The organism is Amycolatopsis sp. NPDC024027, assembly GCF_040638975.1.
Lineage (GTDB): Bacteria > Actinomycetota > Actinomycetes > Mycobacteriales > Pseudonocardiaceae > Amycolatopsis.
Map to the genome: position 1 here is coordinate 279,895 of NZ_JBEZYY010000003.1, position 22,501 is coordinate 302,395.

A 22,501-nucleotide genomic window follows, 5' to 3' on the forward strand; every position below is an offset into this window, starting at 1 on the left:
GAAACCCCCGTCTGCACAGCAAAAGTCGCACCTCCGAGCGGCGTCGGCGGCCTTCCGGTCAAGAATTCACAAAGCCGGTTTCGCGGGTTACCATCGGCCCCTTGGGGTGGTTGTCCGATCACGCGGTGATCTCACTCGAGATTTTCGGCAGGACGCCGGAATGGGGGAATTCGTCATGGGTTTTCACGTCTTGGGCCCGCTTGAAGTCACCGGATCGCGCTCGCCGGTGAACCTGAGCGCGGGCCGTCAGCAGGTCGTGCTCGCCGTCCTCCTGCTGGAGGCCAACCGCCTGGTGCCGGTGCACCGGCTGGTCGACGCCGTGTGGTCGGACGCGCCGCCGACCACCGCCCGCGGGCAGATCCACACCTGCGTTTCCGCGCTGCGCCGCCGCTTCGAGGCGGCGGGCCTCGGCGGACGCATCGGCACCCGGCGGCCGGGCTACGTGATGCGCGTTGCGGACGGCGAACTCGACCTGCACCGGTTCGACAGCCTCGTCGCCGACGGACGCGCGGCGGCTGCCGCCGGCCGGCCCGCCGAGGCGGTGAACCGGTTCCGGACAGCGCTCGGGCTTTGGCGGGGCGAAGTTCCGTTGAGCGGTATTGAAAGCGATCTCTTGCGCGCGGCGGTGGCGAGCCTGACCGAGCGCCGGCTGAGCGTCCTGGAGGACTGCCACGCCGTCGAACTCGCGCAGGGCCGCCACCACGAGCTGGTCGATCAGCTGCTGCCCCTGGTCGAGCGCCACCCCCTGCGCGAACAACTGCACCACCAGCTGATGCTGACGCTCCACCGCTGCAGACGGCCGGGTGACGCGCTCGCCGCCTACCGGGCCGCCCGCCGGACGTTCGTCACCGAACTGGGCATCGAGCCGAGCGGAGCGCTGCGCGAACTGCACGACTCGATCCTGCGCAACGACTCCACACTGGACCCGCCCGCGCCGCGGATCGCGGTCGCGCCGGCGCCGGCGCCCGCGGTGATCCCGCGCATGCTGCCGGCCGCGAACCCGTACCTGGCCGGCCGCGACGACGTCGTCACGACGGTCAGCGGCCAGCTGCGCGGCGGCGGGCCGGACGGGGTGACCACGGCGGTCCTCGCCGGGCGCGCCGGGGTCGGGAAGACCGCGCTGGCCGTCTCCATCGCGCACCGGATCGCCCCCCGGTTCCCCGACGGTCAGCTCTACGCCCGCCTGGACGACGAACACGGCGCTCCGGTACGGGCCGAGGCGGTGCTCGAACGGCTGCTGCGGGCGCTCGGCGTGCCCGCGGCAGTCGGGAGCCGGGACGAACTGGCCGCGCGGTTGCGCAGCACACTGGCGGGACGACGGGTCCTCATGGTGCTCGACGGCGCGGTCGACGAGGCACAGGTGCTGTCCCTGCTGCCCGGCTCGGCCACCTGTGGGGTGCTCGTCACCAGCCGGCACCGGCTCACCGGCCTGTCCGGCGCCAAGGTCGTCGAGCTGGCGGAGCTCACCATCCAACACGCCACCGAACTGCTCATCCGCCTGCTGGGGATCGCGCGCGTCTCCGCGGAGCCCGCCGCCACGTACGACCTGATCGACCTGTGCGGCGGCCTGCCGCTCGCGCTGCGCATCGCCGGGGAGCGGCTGGCCGCCCGGCCGCACTGGAGCATCGCGGAGCTCACCGAGCGCCTCGGCGACGAGCAGCGCCACCTCGACGAGCTGAGCCACGGCCCGCTCGACGTCCGCCCCGGCATCGCCACCGCCTGCGACCGGGTGGGCCCGTCCGCGCAGCGGCTGTTCCGGCTGCTCACCCTGCTCGACGGGCCGGACTTCCCGACGTGGGTCGCCGGGCCACTGCTCGGCGACCCGGGTCACGGCGCCGTCGACGAGCTGGAGACCCTGGTCGACGCCCAGCTCGTCGACGTCGGGCGCCGATCCGGCCCCGGTGCCCACTACCGGATCCCGAAGCTGCTGCGCAGTTACGCCCAGGAACTGCTCGCCCGCGAGGAAACGCCGGCGACCCGGGCGGCCGCGGTGAACCGGCTGCTCGGGGCGTGGCTGCACCTGGCCGAACAAGCGCACAGCCGCGCCGTGGGTCATTCGGTGCCCGTCGTGCACGGCGACGCCGAGCGGTGGCCGCTGCCCGCACCGCTCACCGACCAGCTGCTCCGCCGCCCGCTGGAATGGTTCGAGGCGGAGCGCGCCGGTGTGGTCCGCGCCGTCGGGCAGGCCGCCGAACTCGGTTCCGCCGAGCTGTGCTGGGACCTCGCAGGCACGCTGGCCGGGCTGATGCAGGCCCGTGACCACCTGGAAGACTGGCGCGAAACGCACACCACCGCGCTCGCCGCCTGCCGGCGGACCGGCGACCGCCGCGGCGAGGCCGTCATCCTGCACTCCCTGGGCACCCTCGACATGGTCGAGCAGCGCTACAACGAGGCGTCCGGCCGGCTCGCCCTCGCGCTGCCCGCCTTCGAAGAAATCGGCGAGGACAAGGGCCGCACCCTTTGCCTGCGCAGCATCGCGTTCCTCAGCCGGGTCGGGCCGGGTTCGCCCCTCGGCGGCCGCGCCATGCGCTGACCAGCAGCCCGCCCGCACACAGCAGTTCCGCGACGACCAGGCAGGCCCGGCTCCCGATCGCCGCGACGGTCGCCGCGGGCACCGGCAGCACCGGCCCCAGTGCGGCGATGATCACCAGCTCCCGGACGCCCGCACCGTCGGGAAGGACCAGAACCAGCGCCCCGGCAGCCGACGCGAAGGCGTACCCCCCGACCCCGGCCGCCAGCGCCGGCCCGGGAGGTGCGCCCAGCGCGTACGCCAGGAGCCACAGGTGCAGGCCGCCCGCGAGCCACGCCGCGGTCTGCACCAGCAGCGCCCGCCGGAGGCCCCGCGGATCCGGCCGGTCGGCCGGCGGGGCGCGCCGGAGCAGCCGGGCCGCCCGATCGGTCAGCCGCAGCACCGTTTCCGGTCGCCACACGACGTACGCGCCGAGCAGCAGCGGCACGGCCAGCCACGGCCAGGACGCGCCCAGCACCAGCGGCGCGGCCAGCAGGCCGACGGCCGTCGCCGAGAGCAGGTTGACCACGGCGACCAGCAGGTAGGCGGCGACGACCCGGCCGGCCGGGACCCCGGTCTGCCTGCCGGTGTGCGCCGCGGCCAGCGCCTGCCACCACGGCCCGGGCAGGTACGTGCCGGCGATCGCCGCGAAACAGATCCGCGCCCCGGCGGCGAACCCCAGCCGGCTGCCGAGCGAAGCCAGCACCCCCCGCCAGGTCTGCACGCCCAGCAGCAGCCACGCCGCGAGCGCGGCCAGCGCCGGCACCAGGGACCACCTGGCCGCGGGCCGGGCGAGCAGCGCGGCGATCTCCGCGCCGTGCCCGCCGACGACGACGGCGGCACCCACCGCGACGGCCACGAGAAAAGCGGCCACGAGCACCTTCCGCAGCACCGCGCGAACCGGGCCGGTCATCGCGCGGACCCGCACGGCAGGGACACGGTCAGGTCCTGGGCCTGGTGGTCGGACAGCCGCGGGCTCGACCGGAACGCGTACCGCGCCAGGTCCACCTCGCCCCGGGTGAACACCCAGTCGAGCCGCCACAGCCGGGGCATCCCCCACCCCGTGCCCGCCACCGGGAACGACGCCGGCAGCGGCGCCCCCTCGGTGAGGTCCCGGGCTTCGACGCCGTCACCGAGCGGAATCAGGCTGCCCATCCACGGGGAGTTGAAGTCGCCCGCGACGAGCAGGGGATTGCGGTTGCCCGCCAGATCCGCGCGCAGCGCGGCCAGCTCGGTCTCGACCCGGTCGTACTGCCCGTGGGCGAACGAGTAGAACCGCCCGTCGAACGCGCTGAGCCGCGTGTCCACCGGCTGCGGCAGATGGACGTTGTACAGCGAGAACACGCATCCGCCGGCCCGGACGTCGGTGCGCTGCGCCTTGTTGCCGTGCCAGTACCAGTCGTCGGGCGCCGGCCCTTCCCGCCGCGGGTGGGTCCCCACGACCGGCAGGCGCGACAACGTGACCAGCTCGCCTTCGACGTTCACCTGGTAGCCCGGGAACCGGGCGCGCAGCGTGGGTTCGTCGTCGAGCCGGACCGGCCCGTCGTGCCAGTGCAGGTGCTCACCGAGCAGGTAGACGTCGGCGTTCTGCTGTTTCAGGTACGCGTAGATCGCTTCGGTGCTGTCGTCCCCGCGGAAGTCCTGGTACCCGGTCCCGGAGTCCCAATAGCCGGTGTTCCAGCTGAAGATCCGGAGCACCGGCGCGCCCGGCTTCGGCGCGGCGGCCGGGCCGAAGCCGCCGAACCCCGCCGGCAGGGTGCCGGCCACCAGTACCGCGGCGAGCACCAGCGCCGTCCACCGCGGCCGCGGCCGCACGAAGGCGGCGAGCACCAGGAGCAGCAGCGGCACGGCGAACAGCAGCAGTGGCGGGAGCGGCTCGACGAACATCCACAGCCACCAGTGCCCGGTGAGCAGCACGTGTGCGGCGAAGAACACCACCCACAGCGCGGTGACGACGCGGAGCGTCCGACTCCACCGCCGCCGCGACGGTGCGGGCGCTTCCGCGTCCACGGAGGACTGAACTTCGGTCATGTCGGTACCTCACGGGAGTCGTTACGGGGAAAGGAGACCAGCGGTGGCCAGCGCGGCCACGACCACCGCGCCGGTGCCGAGCAGGACCCGGTCGCGCAGCAGCCCGCGAGCCGGATCCGCGCCGCCGGCCCGCACGAGCACGACGTGCAGGTAGCGCAGCAGCCCGAACAGCACCGGTGGCAGGACCGCCGCCAGGACCAGATCGGCACGCGGACCCCAGAGTTCGAGGGCGAAGAACAGGAACGGCACGACGGTCAGCCCGGCCGTGAGGACGAGCAGCTGCTCGAGGAAGGCGGCCGGGTAGCCGCGCAGCACCGGGCGGCGCAGCGGCTCGGGCAGGTCCAGCTCACGCCGCCGCTTGCCCAGCACGGGCAGGAAACACAGCAGGAACACGCACAGCAGCAACCAGCCCGACGGCCGCACGCCCGTGGCCAGGTACCCGGCCAGCACGCGCAGCGCGAACCCGGCGGCGACGGCGAACACCTCGGCCACCGGCACGTGCTTGAGCCGGCGGCTGTAGGCGACGTTCAGCGCGATGTACGCGCCGAGCGGCGCGAACAGCACCGGCCGCGTGACCGCGGTGGCCACCACGAGGGCCGCGAGCAGCGCGGCCCCGAGCGCCACCGCCGTCCGCACCGGCACCCGCCCGGAGGCGATCGGCCGGAGCCGTTTCGCCGGATGACCCCGGTCGTACCGGGCGTCGGCGATGTCGTTGCCGATGTAGACGACCGAGGAGGCGAGGACGAACAGCACCACCGCCTCCGCCAGAGCGGCCGGCCGGGGCCAGGTCCAGGCCGCTGGGTGCAGCAGGACCAGCGGGACGACGAGCACGCTCTTCGGCCACTGGCCCGGCCGGACCAGCGTGAGCAGATCCCGCGGGGCGGTTCGCGAACGAACCGCCACCGCGTGCGGGTGAAGCGAGAACATCCGGGGCCTCCCGTCAGAAGAAGACCTTGGCGAGCTTCAGCGCGCCTTGGCGCCAGGGCTCACGGCTGGTCACGCCTTGCTTCGCCGGGGCGTGGACGCGGCCGGACCGCCACCACGTGAAGGCTTCGAGCAGGGCTTCGGAATTCGACAGCCGCGGCACGAACCCGAGGCGGCGCGCGGCCTTCCCGGTGCTGACGAACGAGTCGTCGAGCAGCTTGTGCAGCAGCCGTCCGTAGACCGGCGACAGCTTCCAGCGTTCGAGCAGCCCGAGCACCGCGACCGCGGGCCTCGCCGGAATGGGCACGACGTGCTTGCCGTGCCCGGCCGCGTCGAGCACGGCCTGGAAGTCCTCCCGGATGGTGCCGAACCGCTCCGCCGCGATGTTGTAGGTGTCGTCGGCGACCTCCCGGGGCGCCACCAGCGCGGTGACCACGGCCGTGACGAGGTCGTCGAGGCCCAGCATCTGGATGCGGACGTCCCCACGGCCGAGCACGGGGAAGTGCCGCCCTTCCGACGCCCATTCGAACAACATCGCGAACAGGCCCATCCGGCCCGTACCCACGAACGTCTTGGGCCGCAGGATCGTCAGGCACAGCCCCTGGGCACGCAGCCGCTCGGCGCACTCCTCGGCCTCGGCCTTCGCCGCGCCGTAGGTGTCGACCGGCTCACGGGGGTGGCTCTCGGGCGTCGGCACCGTCTTGGGCAGGCCGTAGACCGACGTCGACGAGATGTGCACGGCCCGCGCGAGGCCCGCCGCGGCGGCCGTCCCCAGCACGTTTTCCGCGCCGCCGACGATGATCGAGCGGATCTGGTCGGCCGGGTAGCTCGGCAGCGCCGCGGCACAGTGCACGACGGCATCGGCGCCGGTCATCGCATCGGCGACGACCCGGGGATCCCGGACGTCGCCGATGTGGTGGCGCAGCCCGGGCTCGGCCGGGATGTCGCGCAGGTCGACGCTGTGCACCCGGCAGCCCTCGTCGAGCAGCCGCTGGACCAGGCGGGCACCCAGCACGCCGGCGGCGCCGGTGACGACGACGGTCCCGGGCAGTTTCGCGTTCACCACAGCCGGCTCACCTTCTCCTGGACGAAACGGGTCAGCAACCGGGACATGCCCTGCTCCAGCACGGCGTCCAGGGCTTCGAGGAAGCGCTCTACGTCGGCGTCCTCGGCCACCAGCGGCGGGCTCACCACGAGCGGGCTCCGGCCGTTGAGGGTGTAGTAGGTGTAGATGTCGTGGTCGCGGTAGAGCGCGTCGATCACCGCGCAGGTGATCAGCTTGGTCCGCAGCAACGGGTCTTTCGCCAGGGAAACGGGCACCAGCCTGCCGATCAGGTCGAGCAGCTTCGGCCCGCCGGAGAGGAAAACTCCGTGCAGCGCACCGGTGCCGCGGACCTCGGCGACTTCGTCGGGATGCGCTTTCCGGATCCGTTCGAGCCCGGGCACCAGCAGTTCTTCGAGGTGGCGCGCGCGGGCCGGGAAGTCGTCGGTCACCGCGATCTCCACGGCTTCCAGTGCGGTCGCCGCCTCTTCGCCGAAGCCGTAGTAGGTCGTGCTCGTGCTCTGCAGCAGGGCGTCCCGCATGCTGTCGTAGGCCTTGCGGAACACCGGTTCGCGCGCCACGAACGCCGAGATCGAGGACTTTCCGCCGCCGAAGGACTTCGACGTCGTCACCACGTCCGGCACGAGCCCGGGGTGGCGCATGAAGTAGAACATCGTGCCCGTCTTGCCCCAGCCGGTGTAGATCTCGTCGAAGATCAGGACGATGTTCTCGTCCGTGCACAGCTTCCTGACCCCGCGCAGGAACTCCTCGGAACAGTGGTTCATCGTCGAAGCGCTGAACGGCTCGATGAGCAGCGCGTAGACGTCGCAGCCGCCACCGGGCCGCCGCGCCGCGGCGATCGCGTCCCGGACCGAGCCGAGGTCGCCGTAGCGGAACGTGCCGATGCCCGGGATGGTCGGGAAGGCGAACTGGCCCGGCGCACCGCCGGTGAGCCCGCCCGAACCGAGCAGCTTGCCGTGGAAGGCGATGTCCGCCCGCAGCAGGCGGCCGCGCTTGCCGCGGTGGTACTTGTAGGCGAGTTTCACCGCTCCCTCCACCGCTTCGGCGCCGGAGTTGGGGAAGAACGACATGTTCAGGTCGGCCGGCATGACCTGGGCGAGGTTGTGGCCGAGCGCCGCCAGGTACGGCGAGAAGTAGGTTTTGTGCACCTCCATCCGGGACCGCTCCTGGAAGCGTTTCCTGGCGGCCACGATCCGCGGGTGGTTGTGCCCGTGGTTGAGCACGCCCACCCCGCCGGTGAAGTCGAGGACGGTGCGCCCGTCCCGGGTGTGCAGGTGCGCGCCTTCGGCCCGGTCGACCAGTTCCCGGCCGAAACCGAACGACGTCATCAGCTTGACCTGGGATTTGTTGACGTACTTGCGATAGAGCTCGTGGACCTCGTCGACGTCGAGCCGCTCGGCCTGCTCGAGGGTGATCAGGTGTGGCATCGATCTCTTCTCCCGTCGGATTTTGTCGGCGACTCCGAGACTGGGCGGGCGATCTCCTCGACGGCTTTCGCGGACCTCTCACCGGCGGGCGAGGGGTGGGGGATCGCGGTGAGAGGGTTGTGGCAGACGGCAGGGCTGCACTCGGGGAGACATTTCTTCACCGAGCAGCTGGAGGTCTGCCATGGGGCAGCTGGTCTCGATCGTCGTGCCCAACCACAACGGGGCCGGGACGCTGCCGCAGTGCCTGACGGCACTGTCGGCCCAGACCTACCCGGACCTCGAGGTGATCGTCTCCGACGACGGCAGCACCGACGACTCGGTCGAGGTGGCCCGTGCCCACGGCGCGCACGTCGTCGCGACCGGCGTCAACGGCGGCTGCGGCGTCGCGCGCAACGCCGGCCGGGCCCGCGCGCGCGGCGAGATCATCTTCTACGTCGACTCCGACGTGGCGCTCGCCCCCGACGCGGTCGCCACCGCCGTCCGCATCCTCGAAGCGGAGCCGGACACGGGCGCGGTGTGCGGCATCCAGGATCCGGAACCGCTCGTCGAACCCACCCTGATCGCGCGGTACCGCGGACTGCAGTACCACTACTGGTCGGTGAGCTCCCAAGGCGCGGTGTCGTTCTTGTTCCCGTCGCTGTGCGCGATCCCGGCCAAGGTGCACGACGAAATCGGCGAGTTCAACCCGCGGCTCAAGCAGACCGAAGAGGTCGACTTCGGGCACCGGTTGTCGCGGCGCTACCGGCTGCGGCTCACCCCCGAAGTGCACGGGAAGCACGCCCACGACCGGCACCTGCGGGTCTTGCTGCGGAAGCTGTTCCACCGTGCCCGCCTGCGCATCCCGCTGTACGCCCGCCGGCGGCGGTTCGCCACCGGCTTCGAGACACCGGAGCGGGCGTGGGCGAGCCTGGCCGCCGCGGCATCGGTCCCGGCGCTCGCGACGGCGTTCGTGAGCCCGTGGGGACTGCTCGTGCCCGGCGTCCTCATCGCCGCGTCCATCGCGGGGGACAGCGGGATGTACCGCTTCGTCCGCCACCAGCGCGGCGCGGCGTTCGTCGTGTATTTCGCCGCCGTGCACTACCTGGTCAACCTGACGATCGTCACCGGAGCGGTGGCCGGGGTGCTGCAGTGGACGGCATCACGGGCGTTCCGCGGCCTTTACGACCACGCGACGCCCGCGAACGCCTGACGTCGCTCCCGCTCCCGGTTTGGCACCGGTCGTTCCGGGGTATTACTGCTCTCGTAACGCAACCAGTTTCGAGGTGAGAGCGGTGAAGGAAGCGCGGTCACGGTGTCCGATCAACCTGTCGCTGGAGATCTTCGGCGACCGGTGGACGCTGCTCGTCCTGCGTGACGTCGTTTTCGGCGGGGCGCGGCACTTCCGGGAGCTGCTCGGCGGTGAGGAACGGATCTCGTCGAACGTGCTGGCCGACCGGCTGGCCACGCTCGTCGAGCACGGGCTGCTCACCCGGGCCGGGGACGCGTCGCACAAGCAGAAGGTCACCTACAGCCTGACCGACCGCGCGATCGACCTCGTCCCGGTGCTCGTGCAGCTCAGCGCCTGGGGAGTGCGGCACCTGTCCGTGGCCGACGCCTACGCGGCCCGCGCGGAAGTGCTCACCGCCGGCGGTCCGCCGCTGTGGGAAGCCTTCATGGACGAACTGCGCGAGACTCACCTCGGCACCCGCCGCGGGGAGGCGCCGGACGGCCCGACCGTCGCCGAGCGCCTCGACGCCGCCTACGCGGCATCCGTGACCGACCGAACGGAGTGATGATGGAAACCCGGCTCGACGAACGGTTCAGTGACCCCGGCTCCAAGGCCACCGGCTGGGCCGAAACCACGCGGGCGCTGGAAGAGGCCCAGATCAGCTGGCTCACGACCGTCCGTGCCGACGGCCGGCCGCACGTGACACCGCTGGTCGCGGTGTGGCTCGACGGGGCGGTCCACTTCAGCACCGGCGAGAACGAACAGAAGTACCTCAACCTCACGACGAACCCGAACGTCGTGCTGACCACGGGCCGCAACGCCTGGGACGATGCCCTGGACGTGATGGTCGAGGGCGCGGCCCGCCGCGTCACGGGCCGCCCGACGCTCGAACGGCTCGCCAAGGCATGGCGGCAGAAGTGGGACGGCAGCTGGGCTTACGAGGCGACCGAGAACGGGTTCCGGCAGGGCGACCACGACGTCCCGGTCTTCGCCGTCGAACCGGCGAAGGTCCTCGTGTTCGGCCGGCAGCGGACGAAGCCCTCGGAGCCGTCGACGCATTCCTCCGTGGAGTTCACCCACACCAGCCACCGGCCCTGACGGGTCAAGCGGGCCGCGTCGACGCGCTCGTTGGTGTGATTGCGCGCGACCCGGCCCCGCACCCGTCATCGCGGCAGCGGTGCGGCATCAGCTGGATGGTGATCGTGCGCTACGTCGCGGCGGTCTGCTTCCTCACGGGGCCTTCGCGGTGGCGATCCGGTCGCGGCCGCTGTCCTTGGCGCGGTAGACGGCGTCGTCGACGGCCAGCAGCAGGGTGGTGAGGTCGCCGCCGTGGTCGGGGAACACCGCGGCGCCGATCGAGGCGGTCAGGGTGATCACCGCCGGCTCGCCGGTGCGGCGGTCGGTGGCGTCCACGGTGACCGCGGCGATCGTGGCCCGGGTCCGTTCGGCGACCGCGGCCAGTGCGGCGGGGTCGAGTCCGGGCAGCAGGACGACGAACTCCTCGCCGCCCCAGCGGCCGACCAGGTCGCGGCCGTGGCCGCGGACGCAGCCGCGGAGCGCGTCGGCCACGGCGCGCAGCACGGCGTCACCGGCGAGGTGCCCGAACCGGTCGTTGATCTGCTTGAAGTGGTCCAGGTCCAGCAGGAGCAGCCCGACGTGGTCGCCGAGCCGGTCCGCGCGCTGAAATTCCCGTTCGGCCACTTCGTGCCACCAGGCCGGGTCGGCGAGCTGGGTGCGCCGGTCGGTGCGGGCGGCGTGCTGGAACTGGGGGAGCAGCAGCCCGAGGTGCAGGCCGACGACGAGGACCAGGACGAACACCAGCGTCCAGGGCCGGGTGACGGCGACGAGGGCGTAGACGTAGCCCAGGCCGATCGCGGCGGCGATGATCAGCTGGTCGCTGGCCGGGCCGAGCGCGCGGTGCGCGGGCTGGTCGCGGTTGTCCATGATGATGGCGATGACGACCAGGCCGTAGTTGACCAGCCGGTAGATCGCCCCGGCCACCACGATCGCGGCCACGCCGCGCGGGCCGTCGAGCACGGTGATGTAGGGCGCGGCGGCGTCCGGGTAGAGGGCGGACAGTGCGAGTGTCGCGCCGGCCACCCCGAGTACCACGGTCGAGGCGGAGAACACCTTCCGGTGGACCGGGGCACGGCGGGCGAAGACGCGGAACCACTCGTAGGTGAAGGTGACGGCGATGAGGACGGCCTGCAGCGGCAGGGGCAGCAGGAGCAGCCCGGCGATGTACCAGGTGGACTGCAGGTGGGTGTAGGGCGTGCCCTCGGGCAGCTCCCGGATCCGCTCCAGCCCTTGGGTGAGTTCCAGGTGCGCGATCGCGCAGGCCAGCAGCAGCCCGAGCCACGCCCAGTCGGTGCCGGTCACCGCGGTGGCGGCCGTGGTGGTGGCCACGACGGCCACGGCCAGGCCGACGACGGCACCTACGTAGGCGATCAGGCTGTGGGGGAGGACGAGGAAGGCGCGCAGCGGGGATTCTCGATCGCGTGACGATGCCTGGCCCACGGCGTGCCGCCCCCCTCCCCGGAACAGAATATTCACTGTAACCGGATGACCACGCCCGGTCGTGCGTCATCCGGGTGACCACCACACCGGGCAACCATGCCCCGCCACCAGGAGGTACATCGTGATCATCACCCGCACCCAGACCCAGCCGACCCGTCGTCCGCGTCCCGGCCGCCCCACCGAGTGGAACCGCTGATCACCTCCTTTCGTCAGCGCCGCGGCCGCGGCCCGGTGAGCGACGTCTTCAGGTGAGCGGCGACATCGAGCCGCAGTCGGCCCCGGCGGCGAGGAACCCCCCGCCTTGCCGCCGGGCCCGTGAACAGCCGATCCATCCAGCGGCACGCGGGCAGCTGACCCCGGCGAACGTCGTCCTTCTTGCCGTCACGACCGTACGGCCAGCCCGGCCCGGACGGCGAGGACGACGAGCTGGGCACGCGTGCGGGCGTTGAGCTTGGCCATCGCCCGGGCCACGTGAGTGCGAACCGTTGCGGGAGAAAGGAACAGCGCGTCCGCGATCTCGTCGTTGGACCGGCCGGTGGCGACCCACGCGGCGATCTCGCGTTCCCGGCCGGTGAGGGTGTCGAGGCCGTCGACGGTCGCCGGCGCGGACCACCGCTCGGCGAAGGTGGTCACCAGCAGCCTGGTCACCGACGGCGAAAGCAGTGCGTTCCCGCCGGCGGCGGCGCGGACGGCGCGGGCCAGCTCGGCGGGCGCGGTGTCCTTGAGGATGAACCCGGCGGCGCCGGCGCCGAGCGCTTCGAAGACGTAGCCGTCGATTTCGAAAGTGGTGACGACGACGACCCGCACCGTGCGCAGCGCCGGGTCGGCCGCGACGTGGCGCAGCAGTTCGAGGCCGTCCATGCCGGGCATCCGGATGTCGAGCAGCAGGACGTCCGGCCGGTCGCGCCGCAGCCGGGCCAAGGCTTGCGTGCCGTTGTCCGCCTCACCGACGACCCGCATGTCGTCCTCACGGTCGATCAGGGCCCGCAGGCCCATCCGGACCAGCTGGTGGTCGTCGGCGAGCAGCACCCGGATCACGAGTCCGCCTCCGGCAGGGGAACCCGGGCCGCGACCCGGAACCCGCCGCCGTCGCGGGGACCGGTTTCCAGGTGGCCGCGCAGTTCTTCGATCCGGCGGCGCATGCCGGTCAGGCCCCGCCCGGGTGGCGCCACCGTCGACGGCGTCCCGCGGCCCCGGTCGGTCACTTCGACGAGCAGTTCGCCCCCGCGCCTGCCGACGGTCACGCGGGCGGTCGTGGGCCCGGCGTGGACCAGCACGTTGGTCAAGCTTTCCTGCACCACGCGGTAGACGGTGGCGGCCAGCGGCGCGGGGACGGGCCCCTCGACGGCGACGTCCACCGGGAGACCGCCGGTCCGGACGCGGTCGATCAGCGCGGCGAGCCCGGTCAGGCCGCTTTCGCGCGGGTGGAACGCCGCCAGCATCCCGCGCAGGTCGGCCAGCGCGCCCGCACTGGTGTCGCGGACGGCTTCCAGCGAGCGGCGTGCCTGGTCCGGTTGCTCGTCGAAGGCGAGCAACGCCAGCCCGGCCTGCATGGTGATCAGGGCGAACCCGTGCCCGGCGATGTCGTGCACCTCCCCGGCCAGCCGGATCCGTTCCTCGAGCGCCGTGCGCGCGATGAGGTCGTGGCGAGCCCGCCGCCGGGCCGCGTCCCGCACGTGGACCAGCGCGCCCAGCGACCACGGCAGCACGATCCAGCTGGACCAGGCCAGCGCCAGCAGGCCGGGATCGTGCCGGTCGCTTAGCACCCGGACGAGGATGGTCGCCGACGACAGCACGGCGGCCGGCGCGCACACCGCCGCCGAGCGGAGCGGCGTCCGCTGCCGTGCGGTCTCGAACACCGCGATCACCAGGCACAGCAGCACCGGCCCGTACGGATAGCCGGCCAGCAGATAGCCGTTGACCAGTACCACGGCGCCGGCCAACGCCACCGGCGGAGTGGTGCGGCGCAGGCCCGTCGTCACCACCGCGGCCGCGACCAGGAGCGTCACGCCGAGCGCGTCCAGCGGGATGGCCGGGGCGGTCGCCCGAGAGGGGACGGCCATCGTGCCGGCGACCACGGCGACCGCGAACAGCCCGGCGGACACGACGTCCGGCCGGGGGATCCGCGCGCGGAAAGCCATGGGCATGCCCGCCAGCATGGCGACCGGCCGGACGCTTGTCGTCGGCTTCGAAGCGACACCCGAGCTACGTCAGCTGACGTAGCTCGTCCGGCGGCAACGCCGCTTTGCGTCCGATGTGGTCACCGGGTCCAGGCCCCACTCTGGAAGCACCGAGGCGACGCCCGCTCCGGCCACCCCGCAGGAGGACATCCCGTGACAACGCGCGCAAACCCGCCGCCGGCCCGGACCGCGATCGGGCGGGCCACCGGCCGGCACCGGACGTTCCTGATCGCCACCTGCGCGGCACTGGTCCTGGCCGCGATCGCCGACGAAGCCACCGGCTACGACGGCCCCGGACCGTTCGTCTACCCCGCGTTCGCGGCGCTGGTCGCACTGCTGCCGTGGCGGTTCACCCCGCTGCTCGTGGTCCTCATGAGCGCGTTGTTCGTCTTCGGCGGACTCGCGTCGCCGGAGTTCGTGCACCGGCTGACCACGCCGGGCCAGGTGCTGGACTTCGCCTCCGCGTGGCTGCAACTGCTCGGTTTCGCCGCGGCCGCGGGCTTCGCGGTGGCCGCGGTCGTCGTTTCCCGCCGGACCCCCGGATCCCGTTCGTGAAGGAGCACACCGTGTCCCGTTTCCGCCGGCTCAGCCGGAGCACCCTCGTTTCGTTCGCCGGGCTGTTCGGCGGCATCGCCGGCCTGCTCGTCCAGTGGGCCGCCGACCCGGCCAGGTTCTCGGCGGCCCAGCAGTCGTTCGGGATCCCGTTCCCGCCCGGCATCCTGTTCATCGCCGGGGCCGGCTTGCTGATGCTGGCCACGTCCCGCTGGTGGTGGCACCCGATCTTCGCCGTGTTCATCGCGTTCTGGATCGCCGGCGTCGGAACCCTCGCCGGCCAGCTGACACCCAACCTGGTCTCACCGAACGCCGGCACCGTGGCCGGGACCGTCGTCATGGCCGCCGCGCTGCTCCTCGCCGCGGTAGCCGGTGTCGTCAGCATGGTTTCGGGACGGCGGAGGTCCGCGGTCCCGGCACGGAACTCGGGAAATGGCGGATCTTCGGAGATCCTCGGATGAGGAAACGCTTTACTGACGAGGCCTGCGGGAATTACCCTGTAGCTGCGGGCTGGCGGGCGGACGACTTCACCGGCACGTCACCAATGTTTCGGAATTCGTATCGTAATGAGGGGGAAAGATGAAATCCACGTCCGCTGCCACACCCACGGTGACGAATCTCGCGGAATCCGACGACCGTTCCGGTGCCGGCTGCGGCGTTCGGGTGGGCTTCGCTCCGGCGTCCGCGCTCACCGTGACGCCCCTTGCCGAGCGTGACCGACACGGCGGCACCGGCCGCGGCGTCACCATGTACAACGAAGCCGGAAAGGCCGGCCCCGGTTCGACCGCTGCGAAACCGCACTGAACGGCGGAGCAGGCGTTTCGATGCCCCGCGGGCATGTTCCCCGCACCTGCCTGGTGTCCATGCCGTGGCACTCGCTGCACCGCCCCTCCCTCGCACTCGGCGTACTGCGCGCGGCGTGCGAACGGGAGGGACTTCCGGTCCCGGTTTCCTACCACGGCAGTCTCGCCTTCGCCGACAAGATGCTGCGGGCCGGCCTGACCGTGGGCGACTACGCGGAACTGGCGGACACCGGGTTCCACCATTCGCTCGGCGAATGGATCTTCGCGGGCGCGCTCAACGGACCCGATTTCGGCTATGCGGGCATGCGGGATCTGGCCCGCCGCGCCGGCCTGCCCTTCCGCATCGCCGCGGCGGCTCGTGAGCTCGCCGACGAATTCACCGATCAGGCCGCCGACGCCATTCTGGCCCACGAGCCGGAACTGGTCGGCTTCAGCGCGACCTTCAGCCAGACCATCGCGAGCCTCGCGGTGGCCCGGCGGATCAAGGACCGGCGGCCCGGCGTGCGGATCCTGGTCGGCGGCTACTCGACCGACGGCCCGATGGGCGTGGCGCTGCACCGGGAGTACCGGTTCGTCGACTACGTCCTGCGCGGCGAGGCGGACGTGACTTTTCCGAAACTGCTTCTGGCCCTCGCCGAATGCGATGCGACCGGAACCCGCGACGGCCTCGACGACGTGCCCCAGCTGTGCTGGCGTGACGACGACGGCGCCACCCGGGTCAGCCCGTGCCCGTCCCGGCCGGTTTCGCCGACGTCGATCACGACACCGGACTACGACGACTGGTTCGCCGCCGTTCCCGCTTCCGTCGCGGCCCGCGTCGAACCCGAGCTGGTCGTCGAGTCCTCCCGCGGCTGCTGGTGGGGCGCGAAACACCACTGCGTCTTCTGCGGCCTCAACGGCACCGCGATGGCCTACCGGGCCAAGCCGGCCGAGTCCTTTGTGGATGAGGTGCTCGGGCTGGTGCGCCGGCACCGGATCCTCGACGTCACCACGATCGACAACATCCTGCCGAACGAGTACTACCGGTCGGCGCTGCCGGAGCTGGCCGACGCCGGCCACGACCTGCGGATCCACTACGAAATCAAGGCCAACGCGCAGATCGAGGACGTGGCCGCACTGCGGAGCGCCGGCGTGTGGGACGTCCAGCCCGGCATCGAGAGCCTGGTCGACGACGTACTGCACCGGATGCGCAAGGGCGTCCGCGGGGCACACAACGTGCGGATGCTGCGCGACGGTGCCTCGGCCGGGCTCAACATCACCTGGAACTGGTTGTACGGGTTTCCGGGCGAACGCGTGGCGGACTACGCCGCGGTCGTGGCCCAGCTGCCCGCCCTGGTGCACCTGCAGCCGCCCAGTGGTGCGGCACGGATTGCCCTGCAACGGTTTTCGCCGAACTTCGACGACCCGCGGCAGGGTTTCACCGAGCGTCGGCCGGCGGCGGGGTCGCGCCTCGTCCACGACATCGACGACCCGGAGCGGCTCGCCGAGCTCGTCTACTCCTTCGACACCCCGGACCAGGGACTCACGGCCGAGGAGGTCAAGCCGCTGGTCGACGCGCTGGCCGCGTGGACCGCGGGCTACGCGGGGAGTGCGCTGATCGTGCGGACCATCGGCGACGTCGTGGTGATCCGGGACCGGCGCCACGGCTGGGCACCGGCCGACCACGTGCTCGAGCACCCGCGGGAAATCGCGGCCTGGCGAGCGTTGGAAACCGGCCGCGCCCCACTCCGGGTACTCGCCGGCCAGAACCACGAATGGGACCCGGACGACTTCGGCCACTGGCTTCGCCGGCTCGCGGAGGCCGGTCTGGTCTTCACCGACGGCAGTTTGTGGATCACCCTGGCCACCTCGCCGGCCACGGCGCGGAGAACCCGCTTGCCCTTGCCGGTGCTCACGCCGTCCGCCTGAGAAGGAGCCACATGCGTACTCTGTCCGCTCCGCACCCGGCGTGGCCCGAAACGGTCGAACTCGACCTCGGCCGAATCGACGCCGATCCCGACGCCGCACTGGGGGTCGTGGCCGAACTGGCCGGGCGTGCGCAGCGGCTGCGGCTGCCGGAGCCGTTCGCCTTCGGCGAATCCGCGCGCCGCGACGCGACGATGGTGCGTTTGCTCGCGGCCGCCGCGGCGGCGTTCGTTCCGGTGGACTGGACCTTGCGGGAGTCGTTGCCGGGCACCGTTCCCGAACGCGCCTTGTGCCACCTGCCGCCACCACGGGACGACGGGGAACTCGGCCGCCGCTGGCGTGCGGCCCACGAAGTCGGCCTCTGCACCTACCGGTACGGCCCGGGGTTCGTGCTCATCCACGACACCCGCCCGGGCGGGCCGATCAACCGCGTCCACGTCGAAGCCGGCTGGGTCGGCACCTTCCGGACCCTGGCCGGCACGCACCGGCCGCCGGCCGGCGGGGCCGCGGCGGATCTCGTCGACCAGCTGGCGGCGCACCAGCTCGCCTTGCGGCTGGACGACCGGTACGCCGTTGTCCTGCCCTACCACGCCGATCGGCGGCCACCGCCCGGCCGGGTGGTCCCGTCGGTGAAGCCGGGCCCATGACCGACGCCTCGCCGGACGCGGCCACGTCGGCGGCCGGGCTGCGCGGGCATCGCGCGTTCCGGTTCCTGTGGACCGCGGACGCCGCCTCCCAGCTGGGCACGGCCGCCGCGACCGCGCTGGTGCCCCTGCTCGCCGCGACCACCCTCGGCGCCACTCCGCTGCAGATGGGACTGCTCACCGCGGCGGAGACCGTGGCGTTGCTGGTCATCGGCCTGCCCGCCGGTGCCTGGATCGACCGGACCCGCCGCCGCCGCGCGGTCCTCGTCGGCGCCGACCTCGTCCGGGCCCTGCTGTTCTTCGGCGTCCCGGTCGCGGGCTGGACCGGTGTGCTGGACTTCGGGCAGCTGCTCGTCACGGTGGTTCTCGTCGGCGTCGCGACCGTGTTCTTCGACGCCGCCTACCAGGCGTACCTGCCGGTGGTGATCGGGCTGGAGAACCTGGAAACCGGCTACGCGCGCCTGCAGGTCACCCTGTCGGTCGCCGCGGCCGCCGGGCCCGGCATCGGTGGGGTGCTCACTCGCGTGGTCGGTGCCGCTTCCGGCCTGGCGCTCACCGGAGCGGGCTACCTGGCTTCGGCCGCGCTCCTTTCGCGCGTCCGGGCCGAGGTGCCGCCGATACCACCGCGGCCGCGGAAGGTGCGGCTACGCACCGAGATCGCCGAGGGGCTCCACTACATCGTCGGCCACCCACAGCTCCGCCCGCTGGCCGTCGCGAGTTCCATTGCCGCGTTCTTCACCGCGGGCATCGTGTCCATGGAAGTCCTGTTCTTCACGCACGACCTGCACCTGGACGCGGCGGGCGCGGGCGTGCTGCTGGCCCTGTCCGGCGTGGGCAGCGTCATCGGCGCCGCGACGACCGGCCGCTGGACCCGCCGCCTCGGCGCGGCTCGCGCCAACTGGCTGGTGCCGGCGCTGACGTGGCCACCCCACCTCCTGCTCCCGCTCGCCCAACCAGGCCCGCTCGGCCTGGTCCTGGCGGCCACGGGAATCGTCATCCACGCCGCCGGCGGTACGACCTACAACGTGATCGTGATGACCCGCCGCCAGCACCTGACACCGGACGCACTGCGCGGCCGCGTCCACACGAGCATGCGCGTGCTCATCTGGGGAACGATGCCACTCGGCGCCCTGGCGGCGGGCGTCTTGGCCGAGTCAGTGGGGACGCGCGCGACCCTGACCATCGCCGTCGCCGGAATCCTCATCGCGATCGTGCCCGCGGCCTGGTCCGCCCGCGAGCAGCCTGCCCCCTGACGGCCGACATGTCCGCACTGCGCGGAGTCGGCCCCGCCGACGTAGCCGAACATGACGGTTGCGGGAGGTGGGCAGCGGCAGCCCGGTCTCGACCTCGATCACGTGCCGCCGATCCGAGGCTTTCGCGGGCCATGAATCGCGCAGGCAGCGCGCGGGAGCGGGTGAGTCGCCTGCGGACCTGCTGGGAACCAGCGGATCCGCCGGCCGCGACCCACCCGGCGTCGCGCCGCCTACTTGAGGTAGCCGGCGAGGCCGATCTGCTGATCGTGCAGCGCCTTGGCCACGACCCGCGCGATCTGGTCCGCGCCCGCGGCTTCGAAGTGCGTGTGGTCGTTGCAGAAGAACGCACCCACGGCGCCTTTGCTGTAGTCGCCGTTGTTGGGACACAGCTTGAGCGTGTTGTAGAGGGTGTAGCTCAGCTTGTGCAGGTCGATCACGGGCGCTCCGGTGGCGGCCCCCGCTGCCGTTGTCGGGGAAAGGAACCCCCGGTTCCCGACCGCCGTGCTTCCGCTGCACGTGATGGCCGCGACCGGGGTCAGCAGGACCGGGTGGGCACCTCGGCTCTTCGCCGCCTCGGCCATCGTGGTGAGCAGGCTCTGGTACCGGGCCGAGCCGACGTGCCGCGGGCAGTTCGGATCGCTGTCGTTGATGCCGAACTGGATGAACAAGTAGTCGCCGGGGTGCATCCCGTTCGCGGGGTCGAGCATGTCCAGCCAGCGCTGGGCGTAGGTGTTCGGGTTCACCACGCATTCACCGGCGGAGTTCTTGGTGCCGGTCACGTTCGATTCGTAGAGCCACGTTTGGATGCTGCGGCCCGACACGGCTTTGTTGACCACGGTCACCTGGTCGTTGAACAGCGGGTCGAACCGGCTGCCCCAGCCGACCGGGCAGGAGGACTTCGGATCCGCCATGGTCGAGTCACCGGCGAGCCACACCTTGACCGGGGCCGCTGCCGTGGCGGTCGACCCCGCCGGGCGGGCCGCGCAACTCGGTGCGGCGGTTTCGTGGAGCGAAGCGACTGCCGGAACAGTGCCCGCCGACATCAGTGCCGCGATCACCGTCACGAGCGTGAGAATGAGCCTTCGCATTGCGGTCTCCGTTCTGGCGGTGTGGGGCTACCGGAAGCCGTCCATGATGGCGGTGGGCTTGCGGGTGGCGGAGTCCCAGGCGACGTTGGCGTAGCCGGTGAAGGGGGAGTAGCCCTCCGGCTCCCAGTAGAAGAGGCCCTGGCCACCGGTGCTCTTGAGGGCGTTGAGGTAGGCCACCAGCGAAGCTTTGGTGGCGGACACCTTGCTCACCGGGCCGCCGAACTCGCTCTGCAGGAACGGTTTCCCGTACTGGTCGGAGATCTTCTTCATGTTCGCCACGATGCCGGAGGCCAGATCGGCGCTGCCGTAGGAGGAGAAGACGGACATGTCCCACTTGCCGCCGTTTCCGGCGTAGCGGCTGAAGAAGGTCTGCATCGAGTCCCACTTCTGCGGCTGGGCGAGGTGGATGCACACCGTCGTGCTCGGCGACACCTGCTTGACCTGGTTGTAAGCGGCGTTGAGCAGGCCCGTCATCTGGGCTCCGTTGGAGACGCTGCCGACCGGGCGGCAGATGCCGCTGTTGATCTCGTTGCCGATCTGCACCCACGTCGGCAGGACGTCGTTGCTCTTCATGACGTTCATGGTCTGGCCGACGTAGGAGTTCATCGCGCTGAGCAGCTGGTTGTAGTTCAGGTTCTTCCACGCCGCGGGCGGGTTCTGCACGCCGACGGAGTTCCAGGTGTCGCCGAACATGTAGTCGAGCATGATGGACATGCCGGCCGCCTTGACGCGTTTGGCCAGCGCGGCGACTTCGGTGATGCCGCAGTGGCCGTCGGTGGCGCTGCCGGAAGGGTTGACGAAGGTGCGCAGCCGGATGGCGTTGATGCCGTAGCCCTTGAGGATGGTCAGCAGGTCCTGGCTCTGTCCGCCGGAATTCTTCCAGGTGTAGCCGTGGGCTTCCATTTGCGGTGCCCAGCTGATGTCGGCGCCTTTGAAGAAGGCGGCCGCGGCGGGCCGCGCCGGGACCACGGCGGCCATCGCCTGCGTCGCGGCACTGGCGCCCAACGCGAGCGCGCCCACTCCCGCGGCGGCGCCGAGCAGCACGCTGCGGCGTCCCAGCGGAGGCGATCCGATTTCCGGCTCTTCGTCCAGGGGGAACTTCATTCCGTGCGTGGTCATCCGATCTCCCTTGATCGACGACGAAAGCCGCAAGACCGACACTCCGCTGGTTCCAAGCTCGACGATGATAGCGCTTTCAGGCGGAAGGCCGACAACGCTTCGACGAATTCGAAGTCGGCGCGGTGAACGTTCACGGAAACCGGCCGCGAGAGCCTTGCGACGTTCTCCGCTGTGCGGTTACGTTTCCAGGAACCGTGCGCCGCCGTGGGGGCGCCTCGACGGCGACAGCCGCACCGTGGCGCCCGAGCTCCAGTACAACGTCCGCTTCGCCACGGCCGGTACCTTCCCGGTCACGGTGTACCGGCGGCCCTCGCTGGACGAACGCGGCACCCGCCGGCTCGCCATCGGCCTCGATTCCGGCACCCCGATCCTGCTCCAGGGCACGGGGTCACGTCCGCCACCGCCGCGTGGTCGCGCAACGTGGTCGAGGGCCCGAACCCCGGCCGGTGGAGGCCACTCGGGCCGTGACGATCCCTCAAGCGGGGGCGACGGCGGCCGGCGCGGCGAGCAGGTCTCCCAGCCCGCCACGGGCGTCTTCGATGACGAGCGACTCGGCCACCGCCGGGTCGCCGGCCCGCAACGCCCGGACGAGCGCGCGGTGGCTGCCGTAGCGGTCCAGGCCGAACTGGTCGTTCTCGGCGATGCGTTCGATCAGGCGCGCCCGTCGCTCCGGCCAGGAGAACACCCGCGTCTGGCCGAGCAGGCGCACCAGAACCGGGTTGTGGGCGCACGACTCGACGACCTCGTTGAAGCGCTGCATGGCGTCCAGCAGCCGGTCCAGGTGCCGGGCCACGTCCTGCCCCGCCTGGTGCCGTTGCTTGATGACGATCAGCAGGTCGTCGGCTTCGTCGAGGACGGCGTCGAGGTGGTCCAGCTGGGCCGCGCTCGCGTGCCGCGCGGCGAAGCGGGCCACCATCCCCCGCAGGGCCACCTCCACCTCGGCGAGGTCCTGGATCGCGGCGTCCCCGAACGCGGCGACCTGGACGGTCCGCGGTCCGGTCCGTTCGAGGAGACCGTCCTGCTCGAGGCGCCGGATGGCCTCCCGCACCGGCGTCGGGCTCACCGACAGCCGCTCGGCCAGCCCGCGCTCGGTGACCTTCTGCCCCGGCCGCAGCTCGCCGGTGGTGACCGCGTCGCGGATGGCGCGGTACGCGCGGTCGGCCAGCGTGTCGGCCGTCAGGCCCTTCAGCGTCTCACTTGCCATGGCGTCACTCTATCCGCCATGGCAAAACCAATAAGAAACACTTGACGTTCTTGCTATAGCAAAAGTAGCTTGGCG

At 71.8% G+C, this 22,501-nt stretch carries 21 protein-coding genes and 1 pseudogene; 11 read left to right on the forward strand and 11 right to left on the reverse strand.

The genetic code is table 11. The features are described 5' to 3' along the window. Positions 1-160: 160 nt before the first annotated feature. On the forward strand, positions 161-2,533 hold the full coding sequence (locus AB0F52_RS10595) for a BTAD domain-containing putative transcriptional regulator (protein ID WP_360167503.1): 2,373 nt from the start codon (positions 161-163) through the stop codon (positions 2,531-2,533). On the opposite strand, the gene AB0F52_RS10600 is transcribed toward AB0F52_RS10595, so the two are convergent. From AB0F52_RS10600 to AB0F52_RS10620, 5 genes are read right to left on the reverse strand one after another with little or no spacing between them, the layout of a single operon-like run. Continuing rightward, the gene (locus AB0F52_RS10600) at positions 2,484-3,422 is read right to left on the reverse strand and encodes a lysylphosphatidylglycerol synthase domain-containing protein (RefSeq protein ID WP_360167506.1); all 939 of its coding nucleotides are present in this window, start codon (positions 3,420-3,422) and stop codon (positions 2,484-2,486) included. The genes AB0F52_RS10595 and AB0F52_RS10600 overlap by 50 nt on opposite strands. Further along, positions 3,419-4,540: an endonuclease/exonuclease/phosphatase family protein gene (locus AB0F52_RS10605; RefSeq protein WP_360167509.1), complete on the reverse strand. Its 1,122-nt coding sequence runs from the start codon at positions 4,538-4,540 to the stop codon at positions 3,419-3,421. The genes AB0F52_RS10600 and AB0F52_RS10605 overlap by 4 nt, the downstream gene beginning before the upstream one ends. Before the next feature lie 21 nt (positions 4,541-4,561). Then, positions 4,562-5,467 (reverse strand): UbiA prenyltransferase family protein, encoded by a 906-nt coding sequence (locus AB0F52_RS10610; protein ID WP_360167512.1) that lies wholly within the window; start codon positions 5,465-5,467, stop codon positions 4,562-4,564. A gap of 13 nt (positions 5,468-5,480) precedes the next feature. Then, the gene (locus AB0F52_RS10615) at positions 5,481-6,530 is read right to left on the reverse strand and encodes an NAD-dependent epimerase/dehydratase family protein (RefSeq protein WP_360167515.1); all 1,050 of its coding nucleotides are present in this window, start codon (positions 6,528-6,530) and stop codon (positions 5,481-5,483) included. Then, on the reverse strand, positions 6,524-7,954 hold the full coding sequence (locus AB0F52_RS10620; RefSeq protein WP_360167518.1) for an aminotransferase class III-fold pyridoxal phosphate-dependent enzyme: 1,431 nt from the start codon (positions 7,952-7,954) through the stop codon (positions 6,524-6,526). The genes AB0F52_RS10615 and AB0F52_RS10620 overlap by 7 nt, the downstream gene beginning before the upstream one ends. Positions 7,955-8,135: 181 nt before the next feature. On the opposite strand from AB0F52_RS10620, the gene AB0F52_RS10625 reads away from it, so the two are divergent. From AB0F52_RS10625 to AB0F52_RS10635, 3 genes are all read left to right on the forward strand, one after another. Then, positions 8,136-9,143, forward strand: a complete 1,008-nt coding sequence (locus tag AB0F52_RS10625) for a glycosyltransferase family 2 protein (protein WP_360167521.1) — start codon at positions 8,136-8,138, stop codon at positions 9,141-9,143. 82 nt (positions 9,144-9,225) lie between these two features. Next, positions 9,226-9,726: a helix-turn-helix domain-containing protein gene (locus AB0F52_RS10630; RefSeq protein ID WP_360167524.1), complete on the forward strand. Its 501-nt coding sequence runs from the start codon at positions 9,226-9,228 to the stop codon at positions 9,724-9,726. Positions 9,727-9,728: 2 nt separating this feature from the next. Next, positions 9,729-10,259 (forward strand): pyridoxamine 5'-phosphate oxidase family protein, encoded by a 531-nt coding sequence (locus tag AB0F52_RS10635; RefSeq protein WP_360167527.1) that lies wholly within the window; start codon positions 9,729-9,731, stop codon positions 10,257-10,259. 132 nt (positions 10,260-10,391) lie between these two features. On the opposite strand, the gene AB0F52_RS10640 is transcribed toward AB0F52_RS10635, so the two are convergent. The 3 genes from AB0F52_RS10640 to AB0F52_RS10650 form a co-directional block, all read right to left on the reverse strand. Further along, on the reverse strand, positions 10,392-11,678 hold the full coding sequence (locus AB0F52_RS10640) for a GGDEF domain-containing protein (protein ID WP_360167530.1): 1,287 nt from the start codon (positions 11,676-11,678) through the stop codon (positions 10,392-10,394). Between the two features lie 381 nt (positions 11,679-12,059). After that, positions 12,060-12,716 (reverse strand): response regulator transcription factor, encoded by a 657-nt coding sequence (locus tag AB0F52_RS10645; RefSeq protein WP_360167533.1) that lies wholly within the window; start codon positions 12,714-12,716, stop codon positions 12,060-12,062. Next, positions 12,713-13,825: a sensor histidine kinase gene (locus AB0F52_RS10650; RefSeq protein ID WP_360167536.1), complete on the reverse strand. Its 1,113-nt coding sequence runs from the start codon at positions 13,823-13,825 to the stop codon at positions 12,713-12,715. Before AB0F52_RS10650 ends, AB0F52_RS10645 begins: the two co-directional genes overlap by 4 nt. A 186-nt stretch (positions 13,826-14,011) precedes the next feature. On the opposite strand from AB0F52_RS10650, the gene AB0F52_RS10655 reads away from it, so the two are divergent. From AB0F52_RS10655 to AB0F52_RS10680, 6 genes are all read left to right on the forward strand, one after another. Beyond that, positions 14,012-14,413: a hypothetical protein gene (locus AB0F52_RS10655; RefSeq protein WP_360167539.1), complete on the forward strand. Its 402-nt coding sequence runs from the start codon at positions 14,012-14,014 to the stop codon at positions 14,411-14,413. A gap of 11 nt (positions 14,414-14,424) precedes the next feature. Continuing rightward, positions 14,425-14,871, forward strand: coding sequence for a hypothetical protein (locus tag AB0F52_RS10660; protein ID WP_360167542.1), 447 nt, complete (start codon positions 14,425-14,427; stop codon positions 14,869-14,871). Positions 14,872-14,989: 118 nt separating this feature from the next. Next, on the forward strand, positions 14,990-15,214 hold the full coding sequence (locus AB0F52_RS10665) for a hypothetical protein (protein ID WP_360167545.1): 225 nt from the start codon (positions 14,990-14,992) through the stop codon (positions 15,212-15,214). A gap of 20 nt (positions 15,215-15,234) precedes the next feature. Further along, on the forward strand, positions 15,235-17,121 hold the full coding sequence (locus tag AB0F52_RS10670) for a RiPP maturation radical SAM C-methyltransferase (protein WP_360167548.1): 1,887 nt from the start codon (positions 15,235-15,237) through the stop codon (positions 17,119-17,121). 11 nt (positions 17,122-17,132) lie between these two features. Beyond that, positions 17,133-17,765 carry a DUF5825 family protein gene (locus tag AB0F52_RS10675; RefSeq protein WP_360167551.1) on the forward strand — a complete coding sequence of 211 codons (633 nt, stop codon included), beginning with the start codon at positions 17,133-17,135 and terminating at the stop codon, positions 17,763-17,765. Further along, a complete protein-coding gene (locus AB0F52_RS10680) occupies positions 17,762-19,015 on the forward strand; it encodes an MFS transporter (RefSeq protein WP_360167554.1) in 1,254 nt (417 codons plus the stop codon). The genes AB0F52_RS10675 and AB0F52_RS10680 overlap by 4 nt, the downstream gene beginning before the upstream one ends. Before the next feature lie 230 nt (positions 19,016-19,245). Here the strand turns inward: AB0F52_RS10680 and AB0F52_RS10685 are convergent, their stop codons facing one another. Together AB0F52_RS10685 and AB0F52_RS10690 are read right to left on the reverse strand one after the other, a co-directional pair. Continuing rightward, positions 19,246-20,103 (reverse strand): GDSL-type esterase/lipase family protein, encoded by an 858-nt coding sequence (locus tag AB0F52_RS10685; RefSeq protein ID WP_360167557.1) that lies wholly within the window; start codon positions 20,101-20,103, stop codon positions 19,246-19,248. Positions 20,104-20,130: 27 nt separating this feature from the next. Continuing rightward, complete coding sequence (locus AB0F52_RS10690; RefSeq protein ID WP_360167560.1) at positions 20,131-21,222, reverse strand: glycosyl hydrolase 53 family protein; 1,092 nt, start codon at positions 21,220-21,222, stop codon at positions 20,131-20,133. Positions 21,223-21,286: 64 nt separating this feature from the next. On the opposite strand from AB0F52_RS10690, the pseudogene AB0F52_RS10695 reads away from it, so the two are divergent. Continuing rightward, positions 21,287-21,595: pseudogene (locus AB0F52_RS10695) on the forward strand (hypothetical protein); the annotation flags it as partial. Positions 21,596-21,697: 102 nt separating this feature from the next. Here AB0F52_RS10695 and AB0F52_RS10700 read toward each other — a convergent pair. Beyond that, entirely contained in the window at positions 21,698-22,426 is a 729-nt protein-coding gene (locus tag AB0F52_RS10700; protein ID WP_360167563.1) for a GntR family transcriptional regulator, read from the reverse strand. Positions 22,427-22,501 lie beyond the last annotated feature (75 nt).

What these genes read in the sequence shown, in the direction of transcription:
- AB0F52_RS10665 (WP_360167545.1), top strand. Translation starts at nt 14,990, where the DNA reads ATGAAATCCACGTCCGCTGCCACACCCACGGTGACGAATCTCGCGGAA.
- AB0F52_RS10610 (WP_360167512.1), bottom strand. Translation starts at nt 5,467, where the DNA reads ATGTTCTCGCTTCACCCGCACGCGGTGGCGGTTCGTTCGCGAACCGCC.
- AB0F52_RS10680 (WP_360167554.1), top strand. Translation starts at nt 17,762, where the DNA reads ATGACCGACGCCTCGCCGGACGCGGCCACGTCGGCGGCCGGGCTGCGC.
- AB0F52_RS10595 (WP_360167503.1), top strand. Translation starts at nt 161, where the DNA reads ATGGGGGAATTCGTCATGGGTTTTCACGTCTTGGGCCCGCTTGAAGTC.
- AB0F52_RS10620 (WP_360167518.1), bottom strand. Translation starts at nt 7,954, where the DNA reads ATGCCACACCTGATCACCCTCGAGCAGGCCGAGCGGCTCGACGTCGAC.
- AB0F52_RS10625 (WP_360167521.1), top strand. Translation starts at nt 8,136, where the DNA reads ATGGGGCAGCTGGTCTCGATCGTCGTGCCCAACCACAACGGGGCCGGG.
- AB0F52_RS10605 (WP_360167509.1), bottom strand. Translation starts at nt 4,540, where the DNA reads ATGACCGAAGTTCAGTCCTCCGTGGACGCGGAAGCGCCCGCACCGTCG.
- AB0F52_RS10600 (WP_360167506.1), bottom strand. Translation starts at nt 3,422, where the DNA reads ATGACCGGCCCGGTTCGCGCGGTGCTGCGGAAGGTGCTCGTGGCCGCT.
- AB0F52_RS10685 (WP_360167557.1), bottom strand. Translation starts at nt 20,103, where the DNA reads ATGCGAAGGCTCATTCTCACGCTCGTGACGGTGATCGCGGCACTGATG.
- AB0F52_RS10700 (WP_360167563.1), bottom strand. Translation starts at nt 22,426, where the DNA reads ATGGCAAGTGAGACGCTGAAGGGCCTGACGGCCGACACGCTGGCCGAC.
- AB0F52_RS10670 (WP_360167548.1), top strand. Translation starts at nt 15,235, where the DNA reads ATGCCCCGCGGGCATGTTCCCCGCACCTGCCTGGTGTCCATGCCGTGG.
- AB0F52_RS10690 (WP_360167560.1), bottom strand. Translation starts at nt 21,222, where the DNA reads ATGACCACGCACGGAATGAAGTTCCCCCTGGACGAAGAGCCGGAAATC.
- AB0F52_RS10635 (WP_360167527.1), top strand. Translation starts at nt 9,729, where the DNA reads ATGGAAACCCGGCTCGACGAACGGTTCAGTGACCCCGGCTCCAAGGCC.
- AB0F52_RS10675 (WP_360167551.1), top strand. Translation starts at nt 17,133, where the DNA reads ATGCGTACTCTGTCCGCTCCGCACCCGGCGTGGCCCGAAACGGTCGAA.
- AB0F52_RS10650 (WP_360167536.1), bottom strand. Translation starts at nt 13,825, where the DNA reads ATGCCCATGGCTTTCCGCGCGCGGATCCCCCGGCCGGACGTCGTGTCC.